Source organism: Streptomyces sp. NPDC002676 (assembly GCF_053592455.1).
On sequence record NZ_JBSFVT010000002.1, the window covers coordinates 530,775 to 550,190 of the forward strand.

Here is a 19,416-nt window from a genome sequence, read left to right on the forward strand (position 1 = left end):
TGCCGTGTCCGCCGGGGCGGAGGAATCTCGAAGGTGGAGCCGGTGCGGCCGGCTCCACACCCGGGCACGGGCGCCTGAAGGAGGTCACCATGGGCACCGCGACAGGCTCTGCCTTCACCACCGAGACACTGCGCCGAGCCATAGAAGGGACCACCGGGAACTCCCTTCTGGCGCTCTACGCGGACGACGCGGAGATCCGCATCATCGACCACAACAGCCAGCCCAGCCACCCCAAGATCGTGCACGGCCGGAGCGAGATCGCCGAGCTGCTGGACGACATCTACCGCCGTGACATGACACACAAGCTGGACCAGTGCATCATTCAGGGCGACCGGGCCGCCTTCAGCGAGTCCTGCCAGTACGGGGACGGAAACCGCGTCCTCGCCGAATCGATGGTCACGTTGCGGAACGGCAAGATCGCCGAACAGATCCTCATCCAGGCATGGGACGAGTAGGCACAAGGTTCGCGAGGGTCCAGGTCACCTCCCGGCCGACCTGGACCTTCTCGGCGCCGGCGGCGCTGGGGCGGGCGCGGCCGGGACGCCCTCGACGGCCAGCACCAGCGTCCGCAGCAGGTCGGCAAGCGTCCGCTGTTCTTCTTCGCTCAGCGCTGCGAGCAACGCGCCCTCGCCCTCGCCCTCGGCTGCCGCATGCGCCTCGAACGCGGCGTGCCCGGCCTCGGTGAGCCGTACCCGCACCCGCCGCCGGTCGCCGCTCTCGTGCGTACGGGTGATCAGCCCCGCTTCCTCGATGGGCGCGAGCCGTGCGGACAGCGCGCCCCGGCTGAGCCCGAGGTGGTCGGCGAGGCGCGAGGGGCTGGACTCGTAGGGCGGCCCGGACCTGCGGAGCATCAGCAGCACCTTGTACTGCCAGTACTTCAGGCCCGCGTCGTCCAGCACCGCCCGGCGGACCGTCGCGGTGTGCCGGGCCAGGATCGCCAGCCGGGCGATGATCGCCTCCTTCACCGGGTCCAGCCAGTCCAGTTCACGTGCCCAGACGGCCACATGCCGGTCCACCGAGTCCTGCACCGCTGCCTCCCACAGTAGTTTTCTTGTGGATGATTTTTCATCTAACTACCGTTCCGCGCATGGCAATTTCCTCGAAGACACACCTCGACACCACCGTGGAGCTCGACGAACTCCTTGCAGCCGTACGGGAGTTGCGGATCGCGGGCCGCTGGGAGCGGGCCGCCGCCCTGCTCGGCGCGGCCACGGTCCACCAGCCCGCGGCCCGCGCCCGGATCACCCGGGCCGCCGCCGAAGTCGCCCTGGAGCGGGACTGGTTCGCCGGGACGGACACCGCGGCCGAGCGCATCGCCGAGGCGGAGAAGGCGTTCCCGGACGGCGACTGGGACACGGACGTCCTCCGGCTCCGGCTCACCTATGCCGGGCTGCTCCTGGTCGACGGCACCCTGCGCTTCGGCCCCCGGGGCAAGGACCCGCAGGCCCTCGCGGCGCTCCTCGAGCGGGCGCGGGAGCTGCACGACACCGCCCCGGACGAGGTGCGCCGGGGCTGGGCGGCGATGCACCTCGGGCTGATCACGGACAACCACTTCGCCGACCAGGAGAGTGCCGCCGGCTGGTACGCGGCAGCCCTGCGGGCCGGGGAGGACGGCCCCGACCCTCTGCTGGCCCGCGAGGCCCTGCGGCACCTGGGCGACCACGACCACGACACCGGCGAGCACGAGCGGGCCGGGGAACGCTGGCGCCGGGCCACCGCGCTGGGCGCCGGCGCGGGCACCGTACCCGGCACGCTCTCCCAGCAGCTCCTGCTGGCGGTGCTGGCCCGCGACAGCGGCGACGAGGCGGGCGCCAGGGCGCTCGCGGCGGAGATCGTCCGCTGGGCGGAGGCCATCGGCGCCGACCGGCTGGCCGCGCAGACGTCGGCGTTCCTGGCGGGGGCGGACCCGACGGCAGGGCCGCCCGCGGAGGGGGACGAGGACGCGGCCTGACCGATGTACGGGCTTTCGGTTACGCTGTGTGCGGGCCGTGACTGGCGCTGAGGTGGAGCACCACCGGGGAGCGGCCCGTGGTCGATGCCGCGCGCCTGGGCGAGGAGTCTCAACCAGCTCAGGAGTGTGCAGCATGACCCAGGCCCGGCTCATGGACGGAACCGCCCTCGCCCGCCGTATCGTCGAGGACACCGCGAAGCGGGCCGCCGACCTCACCGAGCGGACAGGCACCCAGCCCTGTCTGGCCACGGTGCTGGTCGGCGAGGACCCGGCGTCCGTCACCTACGTCCGCATGAAGCAGAACCGCTGCCGCACGGCCGGTATCGCGTCCCGGCACGTGGCGCTGCCCGCGAGCACGACGACCGCCGAACTGATGGGCACCCTGCGGGAGTTGTCCGCAGACCCGGCCGTGCACGGCATTCTGCTCCAGCACCCGATGGGCGACCACATCGACGAGCGGGCCGCGTTCGAGGCGATCGCGCCCGAGAAGGACGTCGACGGAGTCACCTTCGCGTCGTTCGCGACGATGAGCTTCGGCCTGCCGGGCTTCGTGTCCTGCACGCCGGGCGGCATCCTGCGCCTGCTCGACGCGTACGGCGTCGACCCGGCCGGGAAGCGGGCCGTGGTCGTGGGCCGCAGCGCGATCCTCGGCAAGCCGGTGGGCATGCTGCTCCTGGCCCGCGACGCGACCGTGACGTACTGCCACTCGCGCACCCGGGACCTGTCGGCTGCGGTCCGCGAGGCCGACATCGTCGTCGCCGCCGTCGGCCGGCCGAAGCTGATCCGCGGGCAGGACATCAAGCCGGGCGCGGTCGTGATCGACGCCGGCTACAACCCGGGCAACGTCGGCGACGTCGACTTCGACTCGGCCGCGGAGCGGGCCTCGCTGATCACGCCGGTGCCGGGCGGGGTCGGTCCGATGACGATCGCCACGCTGCTGGAGCAGACCGTCGAGGCCGCCGGCCGGCAGCTCGGAGCCTGATCAGCGCCCCGTTCTGCCGGGATGCTCCGCTTGAGTGCGACATCGAGACTTGACATAGACACTCTGTCTCGATAAATCTGGACGCCAGGCAAGCCGGACGACGCTCCGGACGGTCGCCGGCGAAGGAGCATCCGTATGTGGCACCGGCCCGACGACATGTACGCCAGTCCTCCCCCGTGGGACATCGGCCGGCCGCAGCCGGAATTCCGCGCGCCGGCCGACGCGGGAGAGATCCGCGGCCGGGTGCTGGACGTCGGCTGCGGTACCGGCGAGCACGTGCTCATGTGCGCGAGCCTGGGCCTGGACGCCACCGGCGTCGACCTCGCCTCCCGAGCCCTGGAGGCCGCGCGGCAGAAGGCGCGCGACCGGGGACTCACCGCGCGGTTCCTGCACCACGACGCCCGCAGTCTGGCCGAACTCGGAGAGTCCTTCGACACCGTGCTCGACTGCGGGCTGTTCCACATCTTCGGCGACGAGGACCGCGCCGCCTTCGTCGACAGCCTGCGCGCCGTACTGACGCCGGGTGGCCGCTACTTCATGCTCTGCTTCAGCGACCGGCAGCCCGGCGACCAGGGCCCGAGGCGGGTGACGCGGGACGAGATCGCGTCATCGTTCGCCGACGGTTGCCGCGTCGACTCCATCGAACCGGCCACGATCGACGTCACCACCGACCCGGACGGCATCCGGGCCTGGCTGGCCGTCGTCTCCAGAGTCTGAACTCCGCGGGACAGCCGCACGAAACGAGGAACCCATGCCTGCCTGCGAAACCCGGATCGCGACCGACCGCGCGAGCCGGTACCTCGTCCAACTCTGCCGCCACACGGACTCGATGCGCGGCATGCGCCACCGGGCGCCCGCCGCCCATGGGGGCCGCCGGATGCCCGCCGTCGAGCACGTCGAGTGGTCCGGCACCCACGGGACCGTCCGCTTCGCCGAGGGCCGGTGGACCCTCGACGCCACCGCGGAGGCGCTGACGCTGCGCGTCGAGGCCGATGACGAGGAGGCCCTGCGAAAGCTCCGGAACGGCATCACCGGACGCCTCGAAAAGATCGGCCGGCGTGACGGCCTGACGGTGACCTGGCAGCACCCCCCGACGCCCGCTCCCCTGCCCGCCGGGGGCGGCAAGGGGAGACTCCGAGGGCTGGCCGGACCGGCGGGTCTTGTCGCGGTCGGCGTCCTCGTCGTCGCCCTGCACCTCGGTGTCGCCGGAGCAGTGACGGCCGCCCCCTCGTGGACGGACTGGGCCGCGGGCGGCGTCCTGGCACTCGTCGCGCTGAAGGTCGTCTTCATGGCCGGGCACGTCGTCCTGGGCCGCGCGGGTCTCGGCCGGGGCAAGGCCTTCCTGGCCCGGCGCACACCCGGCGGGAGTTGACCGGTCAGGCCTGGTGGCGCAGTCCGGACAGGGTGACCGCGACGAGCCGCTTGACCGCGGCCTTGGAGGTCAGGCCGCCCGCCCCGGCGAGGGCGTGGAGGCAGTACCCGGCCAGTTCGTCGGGCGTGACGTCGTCCCGTACGTCGCCCGTCTCCACCCCCTCGGCCAGCAGGCCCCGGATGAACCCGCGCAGGTGCTGCTCGGCGTGCGCCACGTGGTCGCCCCGGTGCAGGAGCGCCGACAACTCTCCCCCATGGCCGTGCCGTTGCTGCTGGATGAACGCGTAGGCCTCCAGGACGGCGGCCAGCCGTTCGCCGGGGGTCCCGGGGCGGTCACGCAGTTCGGCGAGCTGGTCGAGGTGACCGGTGATCCGGCGTTCGTGCCAGGCCGTCATGATGGATTCGACGTCCGGGAAGTACTTGTAGAGCGTGGCCCGGCCAATGCCGCTCTCCTCGGCGATCCGCGACATCGTCACGCCCCGCAGCCCCTGCTCGCCGACGAGCTTCGCCGTGGTCTCCAGCACCGCGTCCCGGACGGCGCGTCGGTGCTCCTCGATGGTCTCGTTCCACAGCTTCGGCACCTGGTCAGTGTACGTGAGGACGCTCTCGATACACTTCGTCCGGTTCTGGACACTCTGACTCGATGCCTCAGTGCATCAGTGCATCAGTGCATTACGCCATACTGGCCCTCGTGCGGATTGCCATCATGACGGCGGGATCCCGGGGCGACGTGGCTCCCTACACCGGACTCGGACACCAGCTCGTCCAGGCCGGACACGAGGTCACCCTCGTCACCCACGGCTGCTTCGAGCCGCTGGTCGCGGGGTCCGGGGTCGGGTTCCACGCGCTGCCGGTGGACCCGCGGGCCGAGTTGGAGTCCCCGCGCGGCCGAGGGCTGCACCGCAGCACCAGCGGAGTCGGGAAACTGCTGCGCCTGGCCGACCTGGCGCGTCGGCTGGTCGGGGAGATGGCGGAGGACCTGCTGGCCGCGGCGCGGCAGAGCGATCTCCTGCTCCTGTCGGCCTCGCTGGCGCCTATCGGGCATGCGATCGGCGAAGGTCTGCGACTGCCGAGCATGGGGGTGTATCTGCAACCCCTCGCCACCACACGCGAGTTCGCCCCGCCCGTCCTCGGCCGAGGCACCTGGGGAGCGGTGGTCAACCAGACCGCGGGGCACGGGGTGAACCGCGCCGCGGAGCAGGTCTTCGCGGCGTCCGTGCCCGGCATGCGCACCCGGCTGGGGCTGCCCCGGCAGCGCACCGGTGCCGCGATGCGGACGCGAGAGCAGCGGCACTGGCCGGTGCAGCACGGCTTCAGCCCGCTGGTGGTGCCCCGCCCCCGGGACTGGCGACCGGGTCTTGAGGTGTGCGGCTACTGGTGGCCGTACGACACCGAAACCCAACTCCCCCGATCCGTACGGGACTTCCTCGACTCCGGGCCGCCACCGGTGTTCGTCGGTCTGGGCAGCGCCACCGTGCCGGACGCGGCCCGGCTCAGCGCCCAGGTCGTGGCGGCGCTGCGGCGGGCCGGGCTGCGCGGGGTGATCCAGCGCGGCTGGGGCGGCCTCGCGGCGGACGGCGACGACATGCTGACCATCGGCGAGGTGGCGCACTCGGCGCTGTTTCCACGCATGGCCGCCGTGGTCCACCACGCCGGCGCGGGCACGACGGCGGCGGGGCTGCGCGCCGGGGTGCCGGCGGTGCCGGTGCCGGTCCAGTTCGACGAGGGGTTCTGGGCGGCCCGGCTGGTGTCGCTGGGCGTGGCCCCGGCCGCCGTACCGCTGCGCCGGCTGACCGTCGGGACCCTGTCCGCGGCGCTGCGGCGAGCGATACGCGAACCGTCGTACGGCACCCGGGCCCGGGGCCTCGGCGAGCGCATCCGGGCGGAGGACGGGGTGACGCCGGTCCTGGACGCCGTGAACGCGCTGGCCGGCTGAGCCTCGGGCCCGTCGGCCCTCAGCCCATGCTCAGCACCATCCGGAAGCGGGCCTTCCCGGCGAGCATCTTCTGGTAGGCCTCCTCCGCACGGTCCAGCGGTACCGTCTCGGTCATCGGGCGGATGCCGTTCAGGGCGCTGAACGCCATGGTGTCCTCCACGTCCTGGGAGGTGCCGGACGGGTGGCCCCGCACGACACGGCCGGCCATGAGCAGCTGGACCGGGCTGATGCCCAGCGGCTCCACGTCCGCTCCGATGACCACCAGCTCCCCGCGGTGTGCCAGGCCGTCCACGGTGGCCGTGATGGCCTCGGAGTTCCCCGCGGTGGCCAGGACGACCTTGGCGCCGCCGAGGGACTGCAGCGCCTCGCCGACCGGAGTGCCGGCGGTGCTGTCGACGTAGTGGTGGGCGCCGAGCTGCTTGGCGAAGTCGGCCTTCTCGGGGCCGCGGGCGATGGCCACGGTCTCGAAGCCCATCGCGACCGCGTACTGCACCCCGAGGTGCCCCAGGCCGCCGATGCCGAGCACGGCGACCAGGTCCCCGGCCCGCGCGGGGCTGCGGCGCAGCCCGTTGTACGTGGTCACGCCCGCGCAGGCCAAGGGCCCGGCGTCGCTCGCCGCCAGCGCGTCGGGGATCCGGGCCAGGGCGTCGACGGGCGCGACGACCTTCTCGCCGAAGCCCCCGTCGTAGGCCCACCCCGGGACCTTCAGGTTCGGGCACACGATGAAGTCGCCCTCGCGGCAGGGCCCGCAGTGACCGCAGCTGCCGCCGAACCAGCCGACGGCCACCCGGTCGCCGACCCGCCACCCGCGCTCGTGCGTGTCCTGGCCCAGCTCCTCGATGCGCCCGGCGATCTCGTGCCCGGGGACCTCCGGGAACGTCACGCCGGGCAGGGCGGCGCCCACGAACATCGCATCGCTGTGGCAGATCCCGCACGCCTCCACCGCGATCCGCACCTCGCCGGGACCGGGCTGCGGCACCTCTCGCTCGACCAGCTCGAACGTGCCGTTCGGGGCGGTCACCTGCGCAACTCGATAGGTACTCATGCGTTTCTCCAGGTACTCATGCACGTCTCCGGGAAAGCGGGAACGCGTATGCAAGCCTCCCGACGGCCCCCCGTTGACCCCGATGCCCCCCGATCCAGCAGACCAGCTCCGGGGCGATCGCGCGCGTCGAACCGTACGGACCCTGGAGACCGGGCCGGAGGTCAGACGGACGCGGGACGCCACCCCGCCGGCCGCAGGATGCCGAGCAGCTGGCGGACGAGTTCGTCGACGACCTCGTCGAGGCTCGCGGCCACCCAGCCGGCACTCCAGTCGTGGAGCAGACCGTTGACGCTGCCGATGAAGGCCGTGGCCGCAAGGTGGTAGTCCCGGGGCGCCGCCTCGCCGCGTGCCACGGCCGCGTCGGCCTCGGCGCGGATCAGGTCGACCCAGCGTGCGCGACGGGACAGGCGCTGTTCCTCCAGCCGGGCGCTGACCCCGATGATCTCCACGAAGGCGATGCGGATGCGGCACGGGTCGGAGGTGACGTCGCGGGCGTAGGCGTGGAACAGTACGGCGACCCGCTCGGCCAGCGGCAGCCCCTCGGCCGTGGCGAGCGCGTCCAGCACCGCCCGCTCCGCCCAGGCGTTGACCTCCAGATGCAGCGCTGCGAGGACGTCCTCCAGGGTGTGGAACTCCTCGTAGAACTGGCGCGTGGACAGGCCCGCGGCCTGGCTCAGCGCGGCGACCGTGGTCCCCCGGTAGCCCGGGCTGTCGCCGAACAGCCGGAGCGCCGCGTCCAGGAACCGGCGGCGGCGCTCCGCCTTCCGTTCCTCGGCGGACCTGCCGCCGTAGCGGCCCGTCGGCGCCTTGAGCCTCCCCGACACGCTTCCCCCTCCGTCACCCACCGGCCGTCTCCCACCGGTGAGCCCAATCTTGTCGTGCACACATCTTGTCGAGAAGGGCGCCCTCTCCTTACTTTTCAGTAAGTCCACTGTGAATGCGCCCGTGTTCAGATTCCCCCGAGGAAAGAGAGCAGTCATGCCTGCCTCCAGAACCAGGCACCTTTGCTCCGTAGCCGCCGCCCTCGTCCTGACCGTCGCGGGCCCCGCGACGGCCGCCTCCGCCGCAGGATCCATCACCTCTTCCGCCGCCTCGGATCTGCGCGAGGTGCTGTTCGTCGGCAACAACTGGGACGGCACCGCCGATGTCATCAGGTCCTCCGGTGACTTCGCGAAGATAGGCAGGGTCAACGTCATCCCGGACAAGGACCAGCGGATGGCGGAGATCAACGCCGACCCGGTCAAGTGGATCTACTTCATGGCGATCCGCAACAGCGTCGGCGAGGGCCACGACCAGTTCGCCGACGACATGTACTCCACACCCGACGGCAGGTCGGTCGTGGTCTCCCGGCCGAGCTTCGCGGACGTCGTCTCGATCGACCTGGCCACCGGTCGGATCAACTGGCGTTTCCCGGTGGCCGGTTACCGCGCCGACCACATGGCGGTCTCGCCCGACGGCACCCGGGTGGCGGTGTCGGCCTCGACCGCGAACACCGTGCACGTGCTGGACATCAACACCGGTAGGCAGCTCGGCTCGTTCGCGACCGGCGACAAGCCGCACGAGAACATCTTCACCAAGGACGGCAAGTACATCTGGAACATGTCCATCGGCAACGTCGACACCGCGCTCGACGACCCGGCCTGGGACTGGACCAAGGGCGACCGGCACATCACGATCGTGGACGCGACGACGTACAAGCAGGTCAGGGTCATCGACATGCGGCAGCGGCTGGACGCGATCGGGCTGAAGGACTTCTCCGACGCCGTGCGTCCGGCCGTGTTCTCCCCCGACGAGTCCAAGCTGTACTTCCAGGTGTCGTTCTTCAACGGCTTCCTGGAGTACGACGTCGCGGCCGACAAGATCACCAGGGTGAAGACGCTGCCGAAGAACCCGGCGACCAGCCAGGACCGCACCACGTGGGTCAACGACTCGCGCCACCACGGCATTTCGATGAACCCCGCGGGCACGAAGCTGTGTGTCGCGGGCACCATGGACGACTACGCCACGGTGGTCGACCGCGCCACCCTCCAGGAGGGCCCGCTGGTCACCGCCTCCAAGCCGTACTGGGCCACGGTCAGCGGCGACGGCTTGGACTGCATCATCTCCGAGAGCGGCGCCGACCAGGTCACCGCGATCGACTTCGCCACGGGCCGCAAGGTGACGTCGGTCCCCGTCGGCGACCATCCGCAGCGGGTCCGGCTGGGCCATGTGCAGTCCGACTGGACCGGTCCGTCCGGCAGTTGACCCTCCATGGACGACGGCCTCCGAGGTGCCCCCACTCACTCCGGAGGCCGTCTCGCCGTCACACCGTCACAGCGCAGCGGCGGCGAGGTGCGCGGACCGCGCCAGCGGATTAACGTTCGACTACGGGCTGTGACAGGGGGCCTAGGAGCGGACCATGCGCGAGATTCTCACCGTGCTGGAGCGGTGGTACGCCGCCCATGTGCCCTTCGGGCTCGCCACGGTCGTCGCGGTCAGCCGCAGCGCGCCGCGCGAGCCCGGCGCCGCGATGGCGGTCGGCCCGGACGGGGAGGTCGTCGGCAGCGTGTCCGGGGGCTGCGTGGAGGGCGCGGTGTTCGAGCTGGCCCAGGAGGTCACCGAGAGCGGCGAGGCACGGCTGGAGAAGTACGGGTACAGCGACGAGGACGCGTTCGCGGTCGGGCTGACCTGCGGCGGCGAGATCACCGTCCTGGTACGGCCGGTCACCCCCGTCCGGGACCCCTCCTTCGGGGCGGTCATGGCGTCGGTCGCGGGCGGCGAGCCGGTCACCGTGGCCACCGTGGTCGACGGGCCCGCTCCGCGCGGGGCGACGCTCGCCGTGTGGCACGGCACGGCCGCCGGCGGGCTGGGCACGACGGGCCTCGACGCGGCGGTGGCCGCGGACGCGCGCGGCGAACTGGCCCTCGGCGCGACGGGCCTGAGGCACTACGGGCCGCACGGGGAGCGACGCGAGGACGCCGTCACGGTGTTCCTGCAGTCCTTCGCGCCGCCGCCGAGAATGCTGGTGTTCGGCGCCATCGACTACGCCGCCGCGGTGGCCCGGATCGGGGACTTCCTCGGCTACCGGGTGACCGTGTGCGACGCCCGCCCGGTGTTCGCCACGCCCAGCCGGTTCCCGGAGGGTGTGGAGGTCGTCGCGGACTGGCCGCACCGCTACCTGCGCGGCACGCACACCGACGAGCGGACGGTGGTCTGCGTCCTCACCCACGATCCCAAGTTCGACGTGCCCCTGCTGCGGGAGGCGCTGCGGCGTCCGGCGGCGTACATCGGGGCGATGGGCAGCCGCCGCACCCACGAGGACCGGCTGCATCGCCTGGCCGGGTCGGGCGTCACGGACGAGGAACTGGCCCGTCTGCGCTCCCCCGTCGGGCTCGACCTCGGCGCCCGTACACCGGAGGAGGTCGCGGTGTCGGTGGCGGCGGAGATCGTCGCCCTGCGCTGGGGCGGCACCGGGCTGCCGCTGAGCGCGACGAGCGGGGCGATCCATCCAAGGGGCATGGCCTGATCCGCGGCGCCCCCGCGCTCAGGCGTCTGTGGCCACGCGCGCGTGCAGGTGCTGGTCGTGCCAGCCGTCCGCGTGCAGCAGGGCGCTGCGCTGGGTGCCCTCCAAGGCGTAGCCGGCCTTCTCCGCCACCCGGCACGAAGCGGGGTTGGCGACCGAGTGGCACAGGCGCAGGCGGTGCAGGCCCAGGTCGTCCAGGGCCCACTGGGTGAGCCGCCGGGTCGCCTCGGCCACGATGCCGGCGCCGCGGGCCTCGGGCAGGACCCAGTAGACGATCTCGGCGGTGCCGTCGGCGAGGTCGATGTCGCCCCAGGCGCCGAGCCCGATGGCTGCGCCGCCCGGCCTGGCGATGGCCCACACGGCGGCGGTCTCGGCCCGCCAGCGCTGGTGCATGCGCTCGATCCTGCGGCGCGCCTCCTCGGGGCTGCCGACGGCGAACCGGTTCCACAGGCGGATCGCGGGGTCCTGCCCGGCGGCCGTCAGGGCCTCGGCGTCGCCTTCGTCGACCCGCCACGGCCGCAGCTCCAGCCCGCTGGGCAGTGCGAGCACGGGCTGCTCGCTCTCAGCCATGCGACCTGCGGGAACGACGTCTGCGGGGATGCCTGCTTCAGAGATCATCTCGGCATCCTGCCCGGCTGACACACGGCGGCGGAAGTGATTTATGCCGTGGCTGTCGCGCTCGGCAGCCGGTGCAGGGTGACCTCGGTGAGCGTGCCTGCGGCGAGGGTCGCGGTGAGGTACGTGCAGTGCGGCTGCCGACGGCGGTCGGTCGGGGAGCCGGGGTTGAGCAGGCGCAGGCCGCCGGGGGCGGTGGTGTCCCAGGGGATGTGGCTGTGGCCGAAGACGAGGACGTCGAGGCCAGGGAAGCGGGCGGCACAGCGCGCCTCGCGGCCCTGGGCGGGCCCGGTCTCGTGCACGACACCGAAGCGCAGCCCGTCGAGTTCGGCGTACGCCACCTCGGGGAGCCGGGCGCGCAGCGCGGGGCCGTCGTTGTTGCCGTACACGCCGATGAGGCGGCGGCAGCTGTTCTCCAGCAGGTCGAGGGTGGCGGTGTCGACCCAGTCGCCGGCGTGGAAGACGACGTCCGCGTGCGGCAGTTCGGCGAGCAGCTGCTCCGGGAGCCGCTTGGCGCGCTTCGGGAGATGGGTGTCGGACATCAGCAGGAGACGCACCCCACCAACCTATCCGCATCGATAATCTTCAGGTAAAACTGAACAGCCTGAACTGGACAGTCTTGCCTGACAAATCTAGGCTGACGCCATGGCTCACATGTCCGATTCCGCCGCCCGCACCGCGCGCGACCTGCGCGTGGTCTTCAGCCGGCTGCGGCGCCGTATCCGCGAGGTCGCGCAGGACGCCGACCTGACCCCGTCGCAGGAGTCGGCGCTCTCCCTGGTCGGCAAGCACGGCGCGGCCACGGCCAGCGCCCTGGCCGCCGCGGAGGGCGTACGGCCGCAGTCGATGGCGACCACCCTGGCCGCCCTCGACCAGCACGGCCTGATCCGCCGCGCCCCCGACCCCGACGACGGCCGCCGCCAGCTGGTCACCCTCACCGAGGCCGGCCGGGCCCGCGTCGAGGGCAACAGGCAGCTGCGCGAGGAGTGGCTGGCCCGCGCCTTCGAGGACCGCTACACCGAGGACGAGCGGCAGACGATCCTCAAGGCGATGGAGCTGCTGGAACGGCTCTCGCAGCCGTGATGCGACGGTGATACCGAAGCTCGCCCGCCGTGACCGGCGAACGGCCCGCCCCTCCCCCGCCGGGTTCGACCGCCGGCTGATCGCGCCGATGGTGCTCGGCTCGGTGCTGAACCCGGTCAACTCCTCGATGATCGCCGTGGCACTGGTGCCGATCGGCGTCGCCTTCGGGGCCCCGCCCGCCGAGACGGTCTGGCTGGTCTCGGCGCTGTATCTGGCCACGGCCGTCGGCCAGCCGGTCATCGGCCGGCTGGTGGACATGTACGGCCCGCGCAGGCTCTACCTCTGCGGTACGGCGCTGGTCGGTGTCGCGGGGCTGCTGGGCGCGCTCGCTCCCTCGCTGGGCGCGCTGATCGCGGCGCGGGTGCTGCTGGGGTTCGGGACGTCGGCCGCGTACCCGGCGGCCATGCGGCTGACCCGCAGCGAGGCCGAACGCACCGGGCAGGACAGCCCGGCGGGTGTGCTGACCGTGCTGGCCGTCGCCAACCAGACGGTGGCCGTGGTCGGGCCCGCGCTCGGCGGGCTGCTGATCGGCGTCGGCGGCTGGCGTGCGGTGTTCACCGTCAACGTGCCGCTGTCGGCGGCGTGTCTGGTGCTCGGCGCGCTGCGGCTGCCCCGGACGGCGACGCGCCGCGGCGGTGTGGACGTGCCCGGCATGGCGCTGTTCGCCCTGCTGCTGGTCGCCCTCATGGTGTTCCTGATGGGCCCGAGCGCCGACCGCTGGTATCTGCCGGTGCTGTCCGCCGCGGCTGCCGCCGGCTTCGCGCTGCGCGAGCTGCGGGTGCCGGACCCGTTCATCGACCTGCGCCTGCTAGGCGGCAACGGCCCGCTGCTCGCCACGTATCTGCGGCAGTTCCTCGGCTACACCACCTCGTACGCCTTCATGTACGGATACACGCAGTGGCTGGAGGAGGGCCGCGGGCTGAGCGCCTCCGGCGCCGGGCTCGCGCTGCTGCCGCTGTCGGTCACCGCGCTGACCGTCTCCACGCTCACCGGGCGCCGCGAGGCGGTGCGCACCAAGCTGCTCGTCGGCTCCGTCCTGCAGTCGGCGGCCTGCGCCCTGCTGCTCCTGGTCGGCGCGGACAGCCCGTTCTGGCTGCTGGTCGCGGTCGGCGCGCTGATCGGCGTGCCGCAGGGGCTCATCGGCCTCGCCACGCAGAACGCCCTGTACCGACAGGCCGATCCCGAGCGGATCGCCTCCGCCGCCGGGCTGCTGCGGACCTTCATGTACCTCGGCGCGCTGGGCGCGTCCGCCGCCACCGCGGCGTTCTACCCGCACCGCGCCGACACGGCCGGGCTGCACGGCCTGGCCCTGTTCATGCTCGCCGGCTCCGTGCTGTTGCTGGCGTCGACTCTGCCGGACCGTTCACTGACCCGTACCACCACCGGAACGCCCCCTCGAAAGGCCTGAACACCCATGGCTCTGACCACGCTCGACCCCCGCACCGCCCTCGTCGCGATCGACCTCCAGAACGGCATCGTGGGCATGCCCACCCAGCCGTACGCCGCCTCGGACGTGGTGGCCCGCACGGCGCGGCTCGCCGAGGCCTTCCGGGCCCGCAACCTCCCCGTGGTCCTGGTCCGGGTGGCCTTCGCGCCCGACTGGGCGGACGTCGTCCCCGGCCGGACCGAGCGCCAGGCGCGCGGTCTCGCCTTCCCCGAGGGCTGGGATGTGATCGTGGACGAACTCTCCGGGCACCCCGGCGACATCCGGGTCACCAAGCACAACTGGAGCGCCCTGTACGGCACCGACCTGGACGTCCAGCTGCGCCGCCGCGGCATCACCCAGATCGTGCTGACCGGCATCGCCACCAGCATCGGCGTCGAGTCCACCGCCCGGGACGCGTACGCCCACGGCTACCACGTCACCCTGGCCACGGACGCCATGGCCGACAGCGACCCCGCGGCACACGCGGGCAGCGTCGAGCGGATCTTCCCGCGCCTCGGCGAGAGCGGCACGACCGAGGAGATCCTGGAGCTGCTGGCCAAGACCCACGCCTGACGGAGTCCGGAGGGTGGGGGCCGGTGATCACGCACCGCGCTGCTTCAGCGGCTCCCACCAGGCTCGGTTCTCGCGGTACCAGGCGACCGTCCCGGCGAGCCCGGCGGCGAAGTCGCGCCGCGGGCGATAGCCGAGTTCGTCGCGGGCCTTGCTCCAATCGACCGAGTAGCGCAGGTCGTGGCCCTTGCGGTCGGGGACGTACGTCACCCGGTCCCAGCCCGCGCCGCACGCGTCGAGGAGGAGGCCGGTGAGTTCCCTGTTGCTCAGCTCGGTACCGCCGCCGAGGTTGTAGACCTCGCCGGGGCGGCCCTTCGTACGGACGAGTTCGATACCCCGGCAGTGGTCCTCGACGTGCAGCCAGTCGCGGATGTTGCGCCCGTCGCCGTAGAGCGGGACGTCGAGGCCGTCGAGGAGGCGGGTGACGAAGAGCGGGATCACCTTCTCGGGGAACTGGTGCGGGCCGTAGTTGTTGGAGCAGCGGGTGACGCGGACGTCCAGGCCGTGGGTGCGGTGGCAGGCGAGGGCGAGCAGGTCGGAGGAGGCCTTGGAGGCCGCGTACGGGGACGTGGGGGCCAGCGGGTGCGTCTCCGGCCAGGAGCCGGTCTCGATGGAGCCGTACACCTCGTCGGTGGAGATGTGCACGAACGGGCCGACCCCGTGGCGCACGGCGGCGTCCAGCAGGGTCTGGGTGCCGAGGACGTTGGTGCGCACGAACGCGCCCGCGCCCTCGATGGACCGGTCGACGTGCGACTCTGCGGCGAAGTGCACCACCTGGTCGGCGTCCGCCATCAGCTTGTCGACCAGTCCGGCATCGGTGATGTCGCCGTGCACGAAGTCGAGCCGGGCATGGCCGGCGGGGAGGTTGGTGAGCGTGCCGGCGTAGGTGAGCTTGTCCAGCACGGTGATGCGGGGCGCGTCGGGGGCGTCGTCGGCGAGGAGCGCGCGCACGTATGTGGAGCCGATGAACCCGGCGGCGCCGGTGACGAGGAGGTTCATGAACGGATCCGCACCTTGCCGTGTTCTCCTCCGCACCTTGCCGGGCCCCCGAGGATGACGACTGTACGACGCCGAGGCCGGCCGAGGGCGGCGGGGAGGTGTCTGCGCCGCTTCCGCGGCCGCGGGTGCGGTAGCGTCGCCCGGGATGACCGAACTACCGGAAATGCCAGACTTCAGGGAGATCACCGCACGGTACACGGCCCCCGCACCGCGGCCCGGCCGGGCCCTGTTGCGCTGGGCCTCCACGACCGATCACAAGGTGATCGGCCGCCTCTACATGGTCACGGCGTTCTGCTTCTTCCTCCTCGCCGGGCTGCTCGCGCTCGCGATGCGCGCGGAACTCGCCCGGCCGGGGCTGCAGTTCCTGAGCGAGCAGGGCTACGACCAGTTCTTCACGGTCCACGGCACGATCATGATGCTGCTGTTCGCGACGCCGATGTTCGCCGGGTTCGCCAACGCCGTGATGCCGCTGCAGATCGGCGCGCCGGACGTGGCCTTCCCGCGGCTCAACGCGCTGTCGTACTGGATGTACCTGTTCGGCGGGCTGATGGTGGTGTCCGGGTTCCTGGTGCCGGGCGGCGCCGCGGCGTTCGGCTGGTTCGGGTACGCGCCGCTCAACAGCGCCTACTACTCCCCCGGCGCGGGCAGCGACCTGTGGGTGATGGGCCTGGTGGTGACCGGTGTGTCGACCACGCTGGGCGCGGTCAACTTCATCACCACCATCCTGTGCCTGCGCGCCCCGGGAATGACGATGTTCCGGATGCCGATCTTCACCTGGAACATCCTGTTCACCTCGATCCTGGTGCTGCCCGCCTTCCCGGTGCTGGCCGCGGACCTCCTGGCGCTGGAGTCGGACCGGAAGTTCGGCTCCCACGTCTTCGATGCGACGAACGGCGGCGCGCTGCTGTGGCAGCACCTGTTCTGGTTCTTCGGGCACCCGGAGGTGTACATCGTGGCGCTGCCGTTCTTCGGGGTCGTCTCGGAGATCCTGCCGGTGTTCTCCCGCAAGCCGCTGTTCGGCTATGTGCCGATGATCGGGGCGACGATCGCGATCACCATGCTGTCGGCGGTGGTGTGGGCGCACCACATGTTCGCGACGGGCGCGGTGCTGCTGCCGTTCTTCTCCCTGATGTCGTTCCTGATCGCGGTGCCCACGGGCATCAAGTTCTTCGCCTGGATCGGCACGATGTGGCACGGCTCGATCTCGTTCGAGACACCGATGCTGTGGTCGCTGGGCTTCCTGGTGTCGTTCCTGCTCGGCGGGCTGAGCGGGGTGCTCATCGCCTCGCCGCCGCTGGACTTCCACCTCACCGACTCGTACTTCATCGTGGCGCACCTGCACTACGTGCTGTTCGGCACGGTGGTGTTCGCGATGTTCGCCGGGTTCTACTTCTGGTGGCCGAAGATGACCGGGAAGATGCTGGACGAGCGGCTCGGCAAACTGCACTTCTGGCTGCTGTTCCCGGCGTTCCAGCTGACGTTCCTGGTGCAGCACTGGCTGGGCGAGGCCGGGATGCCCCGCCGGTACGCGGACTACCTGCCGAACGACGGCTTCACCCTGCTCAACACCCTGTCCTCGGCGGGGGCGTTCCTGCTCGGCGTCTCCACCCTGCCGTTCCTGTACAACGTCTGGCGCACCACCGTGAAGGGCACGAAGGTCACCGAGGACGATCCGTGGGGGTGGGGGCGCGGCCTGGAGTGGGCGACGACCTGCCCGCCGCCGCGGCACAACTTCGTGGCGCTGCCCCGGATCCGCTCGGAGTCGCCCGCCTTCGACCTGCACCACCCGGAGGCCGTGCGGAAGGCCGAGGAGGAGGGGCTGCGGTGAGGACGGAGGCGTTGCTGTTCGGCGGTGTGGCGCTGTTCTTCGGCGGGTCCGCCGCGTTGTACGGGGTGTGGTCGAAGGACGAGACCGGTACGACCGCGCTGGTCGTGGCGTTCGGGATGGCGTCGCTGGTCGCGTTCTTCTGTCTCATCCAGTACCGGCGCCGGGGCCCGCGCGCCCAGGACCGCCCTGGTGTGGAGGTGGCGGCCGGGGCCGGTCGGGTGGCGTTCTTCCCGGCCGACAGCGTGTGGCCGATCGTCACCGCGTTCGGTTTCGCGGTGACGGCGACCGGGGTGGTCTTCGGGCTGTGGCTGTTCATCATCGGTTGCGGCGTTCTGGCGCGTGGTGTGTTCGGCTTTGTGTTCCAGTACGTGGACCGGTGAGCGGTCTGCGGGGCGCGCCGGGCCGGAACGTCTCGACGGGCTGGTGGGCGCTGTCGTAGCCGCCGGTGACGCTCTGCCGGATCTCACCGGTGGACACGCCTCGTTCGAGCCGCTCGCGTTCGGCCTCGGTCAGGGCCAGACACAGCCAGCGGGTCAGCAGGAAGGCGAGGACGGGCGCCGCGACGAGGGTGACGCGCAGGACCCAGGTGAGCGCGTTGACGGAGATGCGGAAGGTCTGGGCGGCGATGTCGTTGCCGCCGGCCAGCAGCAGCACGCCGTAGAAGACGATGCCCGCGACGCCCAGCCCGGAGCGGACGGGGCGTTCGCGCGGCCGGTCGCACAGGTGCTGCTCGCGCCGCCCCTCCCCCGTCAGGCGCTGCTCCACGAACGGGTAGGCGTAGAGCACGGCGAACAGCAGACCGGGCAGGACGACGGCCGGAAGCAGCACGTTCCACATGAAGGTGTGCCCGGCGACGTTCGTCTCCCACGGGGGCATCAGCCGCAGCGCGCCCTCCAGGAAGCCCACGTACCAGTCGGGCTGGGCGCCGGTGGAGGCCACGGCGGGATCATAGGGGCCGTACTTCCAGACCGGGTTGATCTGGGCGAGGCCCCCGAGCAGCACCAGCACGCCGCAGACGATGAGGGACAGCCCGCCGGAGGACGCGGTGAACTGCGGGAAGAGAGGTTTGCCGAGGGCGTTGCGGTTGCTGCGGCCCGGGCCGCGCCACTGCGTGTGCTTGAGGTAGAAGACCAGCGTGAGGTGCACGGTGACGAGCGCGATCAGGGCGCCGGGCAGCAGCAGGATGTGCAGCGGGTAGAGCCGGGTGATGATCTGGTGGCCGGGGAACGCTCCGCCGAAGGCGAAGAAGCCGACGTACGTCCCGACGACCGGCAGCGAGGTCATGATGCCCTGCGCGATGCGCAGCCCGGTGCCGGAAAGCAGGTCGTCGGGGAGCGAGTAGCCGGCGAAGCCCTCGGCGAGCGCGAGCACGAACAGGGTCAGCCCGATCGCCCAGTTCACCTCGCGGGGCCGGCGGAATGCGCCGGTGAAGAAGATCCGCAGCAGGTGGACACCGATCGCGGCGACGAAGACGAGCGCCGCCCAGTGGTGGGCCTGCCGCATCAGGAGACCGCCGCGCACCTCGAAGCTGATGTGCAGGGTGGAGTCGAAGGCGGCCGACATGCGCACCCCGCGCAGGGGGGCGTAGGGGCCGTCGTAGACGACCTCGTTCATCTCCGGGCTGAAGAACAGGGTCAGCCAGATCCCGGTCAGGAAGAGCAGGACGAGGCTGTAGAGAGCGAGTTCGCCGAGCAGGAAGGACCAGTGGTCGGGGAACGCCTTGCGCAGCAGCGGACCGGCCTCGTAGGCGGGCAGGCGGGCGTCGACGGCGTCCGCGAGGCGCTCGGCGCGGCGGGCGCCGCCGCTCACCTGTCCTCCGGCGCGCCGGCCGCCCGTTGCACCTCGGCCTCGACCTCGCCGCGGGGACGTCCCGTCTGCCTGGCGTACTCGCTCACCGCGGTCTGCGCGTCCCGGTCCAGGTCGCGCCAGGCGCGCAGGGCGGTCTCGTAGGTGCCCGCCTGAGCACCGGTCATCCCCTGCTCGGCCGGCGGGCCGTACGCCTCCCGCAGCTCCAGGACCTGCGCGTGGGCCGCGTCGGCCGCCCGCTGCTTCTCGACCAGTTCATCGAAGGTGTGCGCCACGGCACCCGACCCTAAGTACGGGAGGCG

22 protein-coding genes and 1 riboswitch are annotated in these 19,416 nt (G+C 72.0%); of the genes, 13 read left to right on the forward strand and 9 right to left on the reverse strand.

Annotation, left to right across the window (positions count from 1 at the left end; translation table 11 throughout):
- Nucleotides 1–89 precede the first annotated feature (89 nt).
- A complete protein-coding gene (locus ACWD3E_RS09495) occupies nt 90–455 on the forward strand; it encodes a nuclear transport factor 2 family protein (protein WP_451386956.1) in 366 nt (121 codons plus the stop codon).
- Between the two features lie 24 nt (nt 456–479).
- Here ACWD3E_RS09495 and ACWD3E_RS09500 read toward each other — a convergent pair whose 3' ends face one another.
- Nucleotides 480–1,028 (reverse strand): MarR family winged helix-turn-helix transcriptional regulator, encoded by a 549-nt coding sequence (locus ACWD3E_RS09500; protein WP_451386957.1) that lies wholly within the window; start codon nt 1,026–1,028, stop codon nt 480–482.
- A 59-nt stretch (nt 1,029–1,087) separates the two neighbouring features.
- Between ACWD3E_RS09500 and ACWD3E_RS09505 the strand changes: the two genes are divergently transcribed.
- The 4 genes from ACWD3E_RS09505 (at nt 1,088) to ACWD3E_RS09520 (ending at nt 4,305) form a co-directional block, all read left to right on the forward strand.
- Nucleotides 1,088–1,951: a hypothetical protein gene (locus ACWD3E_RS09505; protein WP_451386958.1), complete on the forward strand. Its 864-nt coding sequence runs from the start codon at nt 1,088–1,090 to the stop codon at nt 1,949–1,951.
- Nucleotides 1,952–1,978: 27 nt separating this feature from the next.
- A riboswitch (ZMP/ZTP riboswitch) is annotated at nt 1,979–2,059 on the forward strand.
- A gap of 25 nt (nt 2,060–2,084) precedes the next feature.
- The gene (locus tag ACWD3E_RS09510; RefSeq protein ID WP_451386959.1) at nt 2,085–2,933 is read left to right on the forward strand and encodes a bifunctional 5,10-methylenetetrahydrofolate dehydrogenase/5,10-methenyltetrahydrofolate cyclohydrolase; all 849 of its coding nucleotides are present in this window, start codon (nt 2,085–2,087) and stop codon (nt 2,931–2,933) included.
- A gap of 135 nt (nt 2,934–3,068) precedes the next feature.
- On the forward strand, nt 3,069–3,650 hold the full coding sequence (locus tag ACWD3E_RS09515; RefSeq protein WP_451386960.1) for a class I SAM-dependent methyltransferase: 582 nt from the start codon (nt 3,069–3,071) through the stop codon (nt 3,648–3,650).
- 34 nt (nt 3,651–3,684) lie between these two features.
- Nucleotides 3,685–4,305 (forward strand): DUF2218 domain-containing protein, encoded by a 621-nt coding sequence (locus tag ACWD3E_RS09520; protein WP_451386961.1) that lies wholly within the window; start codon nt 3,685–3,687, stop codon nt 4,303–4,305.
- Between the two features lie 4 nt (nt 4,306–4,309).
- Here ACWD3E_RS09520 and ACWD3E_RS09525 read toward each other — a convergent pair whose 3' ends face one another.
- Complete coding sequence (locus ACWD3E_RS09525) at nt 4,310–4,885, reverse strand: TetR/AcrR family transcriptional regulator (protein ID WP_451386962.1); 576 nt, start codon at nt 4,883–4,885, stop codon at nt 4,310–4,312.
- Between the two features lie 125 nt (nt 4,886–5,010).
- Between ACWD3E_RS09525 and ACWD3E_RS09530 the strand changes: the two genes are divergently transcribed.
- Nucleotides 5,011–6,240 carry a glycosyltransferase gene (locus tag ACWD3E_RS09530; protein ID WP_451387124.1) on the forward strand — a complete coding sequence of 410 codons (1,230 nt, stop codon included), beginning with the start codon at nt 5,011–5,013 and terminating at the stop codon, nt 6,238–6,240.
- 19 nt (nt 6,241–6,259) lie between these two features.
- Here the strand turns inward: ACWD3E_RS09530 and ACWD3E_RS09535 are convergent, their stop codons facing one another.
- Both ACWD3E_RS09535 and ACWD3E_RS09540 read right to left on the reverse strand, forming a co-directional pair.
- Nucleotides 6,260–7,285, reverse strand: a complete 1,026-nt coding sequence (locus ACWD3E_RS09535; RefSeq protein ID WP_451386963.1) for an alcohol dehydrogenase — start codon at nt 7,283–7,285, stop codon at nt 6,260–6,262.
- A gap of 161 nt (nt 7,286–7,446) precedes the next feature.
- Nucleotides 7,447–8,109, reverse strand: coding sequence for a TetR/AcrR family transcriptional regulator (locus ACWD3E_RS09540; protein WP_451386964.1), 663 nt, complete (start codon nt 8,107–8,109; stop codon nt 7,447–7,449).
- 154 nt (nt 8,110–8,263) lie between these two features.
- Here ACWD3E_RS09540 and ACWD3E_RS09545 point away from each other — a divergent pair, with 154 nt between their 5' ends.
- Nucleotides 8,264–9,529, forward strand: coding sequence for a YncE family protein (locus ACWD3E_RS09545; RefSeq protein ID WP_451386965.1), 1,266 nt, complete (start codon nt 8,264–8,266; stop codon nt 9,527–9,529).
- A 154-nt stretch (nt 9,530–9,683) separates the two neighbouring features.
- Nucleotides 9,684–10,790, forward strand: a complete 1,107-nt coding sequence (locus tag ACWD3E_RS09550; protein WP_451386966.1) for an XdhC family protein — start codon at nt 9,684–9,686, stop codon at nt 10,788–10,790.
- Between the two features lie 18 nt (nt 10,791–10,808).
- Here the strand turns inward: ACWD3E_RS09550 and ACWD3E_RS09555 are convergent, their stop codons facing one another.
- Both ACWD3E_RS09555 and ACWD3E_RS09560 read right to left on the reverse strand, forming a co-directional pair.
- A complete protein-coding gene (locus tag ACWD3E_RS09555; protein WP_451386967.1) occupies nt 10,809–11,405 on the reverse strand; it encodes a GNAT family N-acetyltransferase in 597 nt (198 codons plus the stop codon).
- A gap of 41 nt (nt 11,406–11,446) precedes the next feature.
- Complete coding sequence (locus ACWD3E_RS09560) at nt 11,447–11,959, reverse strand: metallophosphoesterase family protein (protein WP_451386968.1); 513 nt, start codon at nt 11,957–11,959, stop codon at nt 11,447–11,449.
- 88 nt (nt 11,960–12,047) lie between these two features.
- On the opposite strand from ACWD3E_RS09560, the gene ACWD3E_RS09565 reads away from it, so the two are divergent.
- Genes ACWD3E_RS09565 through ACWD3E_RS09575 form a run of 3 tightly spaced genes read left to right on the forward strand, consistent with a single transcriptional unit; the run spans nt 12,048 to nt 14,484 of the window.
- Nucleotides 12,048–12,485, forward strand: coding sequence for a MarR family winged helix-turn-helix transcriptional regulator (locus ACWD3E_RS09565; RefSeq protein ID WP_451386969.1), 438 nt, complete (start codon nt 12,048–12,050; stop codon nt 12,483–12,485).
- Between the two features lie 7 nt (nt 12,486–12,492).
- The gene (locus tag ACWD3E_RS09570) at nt 12,493–13,893 is read left to right on the forward strand and encodes an MFS transporter (RefSeq protein WP_451386970.1); all 1,401 of its coding nucleotides are present in this window, start codon (nt 12,493–12,495) and stop codon (nt 13,891–13,893) included.
- Between the two features lie 6 nt (nt 13,894–13,899).
- A complete protein-coding gene (locus ACWD3E_RS09575; protein WP_451386971.1) occupies nt 13,900–14,484 on the forward strand; it encodes a hydrolase in 585 nt (194 codons plus the stop codon).
- Nucleotides 14,485–14,511: 27 nt separating this feature from the next.
- Here the strand turns inward: ACWD3E_RS09575 and rfbB are convergent, their stop codons facing one another.
- Nucleotides 14,512–15,480, reverse strand: coding sequence for a dTDP-glucose 4,6-dehydratase (gene rfbB / locus ACWD3E_RS09580; RefSeq protein ID WP_451386972.1), 969 nt, complete (start codon nt 15,478–15,480; stop codon nt 14,512–14,514).
- Nucleotides 15,481–15,643: 163 nt separating this feature from the next.
- On the opposite strand from rfbB, the gene ctaD reads away from it, so the two are divergent.
- Complete coding sequence (gene ctaD, locus ACWD3E_RS09585) at nt 15,644–17,308, forward strand: aa3-type cytochrome oxidase subunit I (protein WP_451386973.1); 1,665 nt, start codon at nt 15,644–15,646, stop codon at nt 17,306–17,308.
- A complete protein-coding gene (gene ctaF, locus ACWD3E_RS09590; protein ID WP_451386974.1) occupies nt 17,305–17,688 on the forward strand; it encodes an aa3-type cytochrome oxidase subunit IV in 384 nt (127 codons plus the stop codon). Before ctaD ends, ctaF begins: the two co-directional genes overlap by 4 nt.
- Here the strand turns inward: ctaF and qcrB are convergent.
- Together qcrB and ACWD3E_RS09600 are read right to left on the reverse strand one after the other, a co-directional pair.
- Nucleotides 17,624–19,117, reverse strand: a complete 1,494-nt coding sequence (qcrB, locus tag ACWD3E_RS09595) for a cytochrome bc1 complex cytochrome b subunit (protein WP_451386975.1) — start codon at nt 19,115–19,117, stop codon at nt 17,624–17,626. The genes ctaF and qcrB overlap by 65 nt on opposite strands.
- On the reverse strand, nt 19,114–19,389 hold the full coding sequence (locus ACWD3E_RS09600; protein WP_451386976.1) for a hypothetical protein: 276 nt from the start codon (nt 19,387–19,389) through the stop codon (nt 19,114–19,116). Before ACWD3E_RS09600 ends, qcrB begins: the two co-directional genes overlap by 4 nt.
- Between the last annotated feature and the right edge of the window lie 27 nt (nt 19,390–19,416).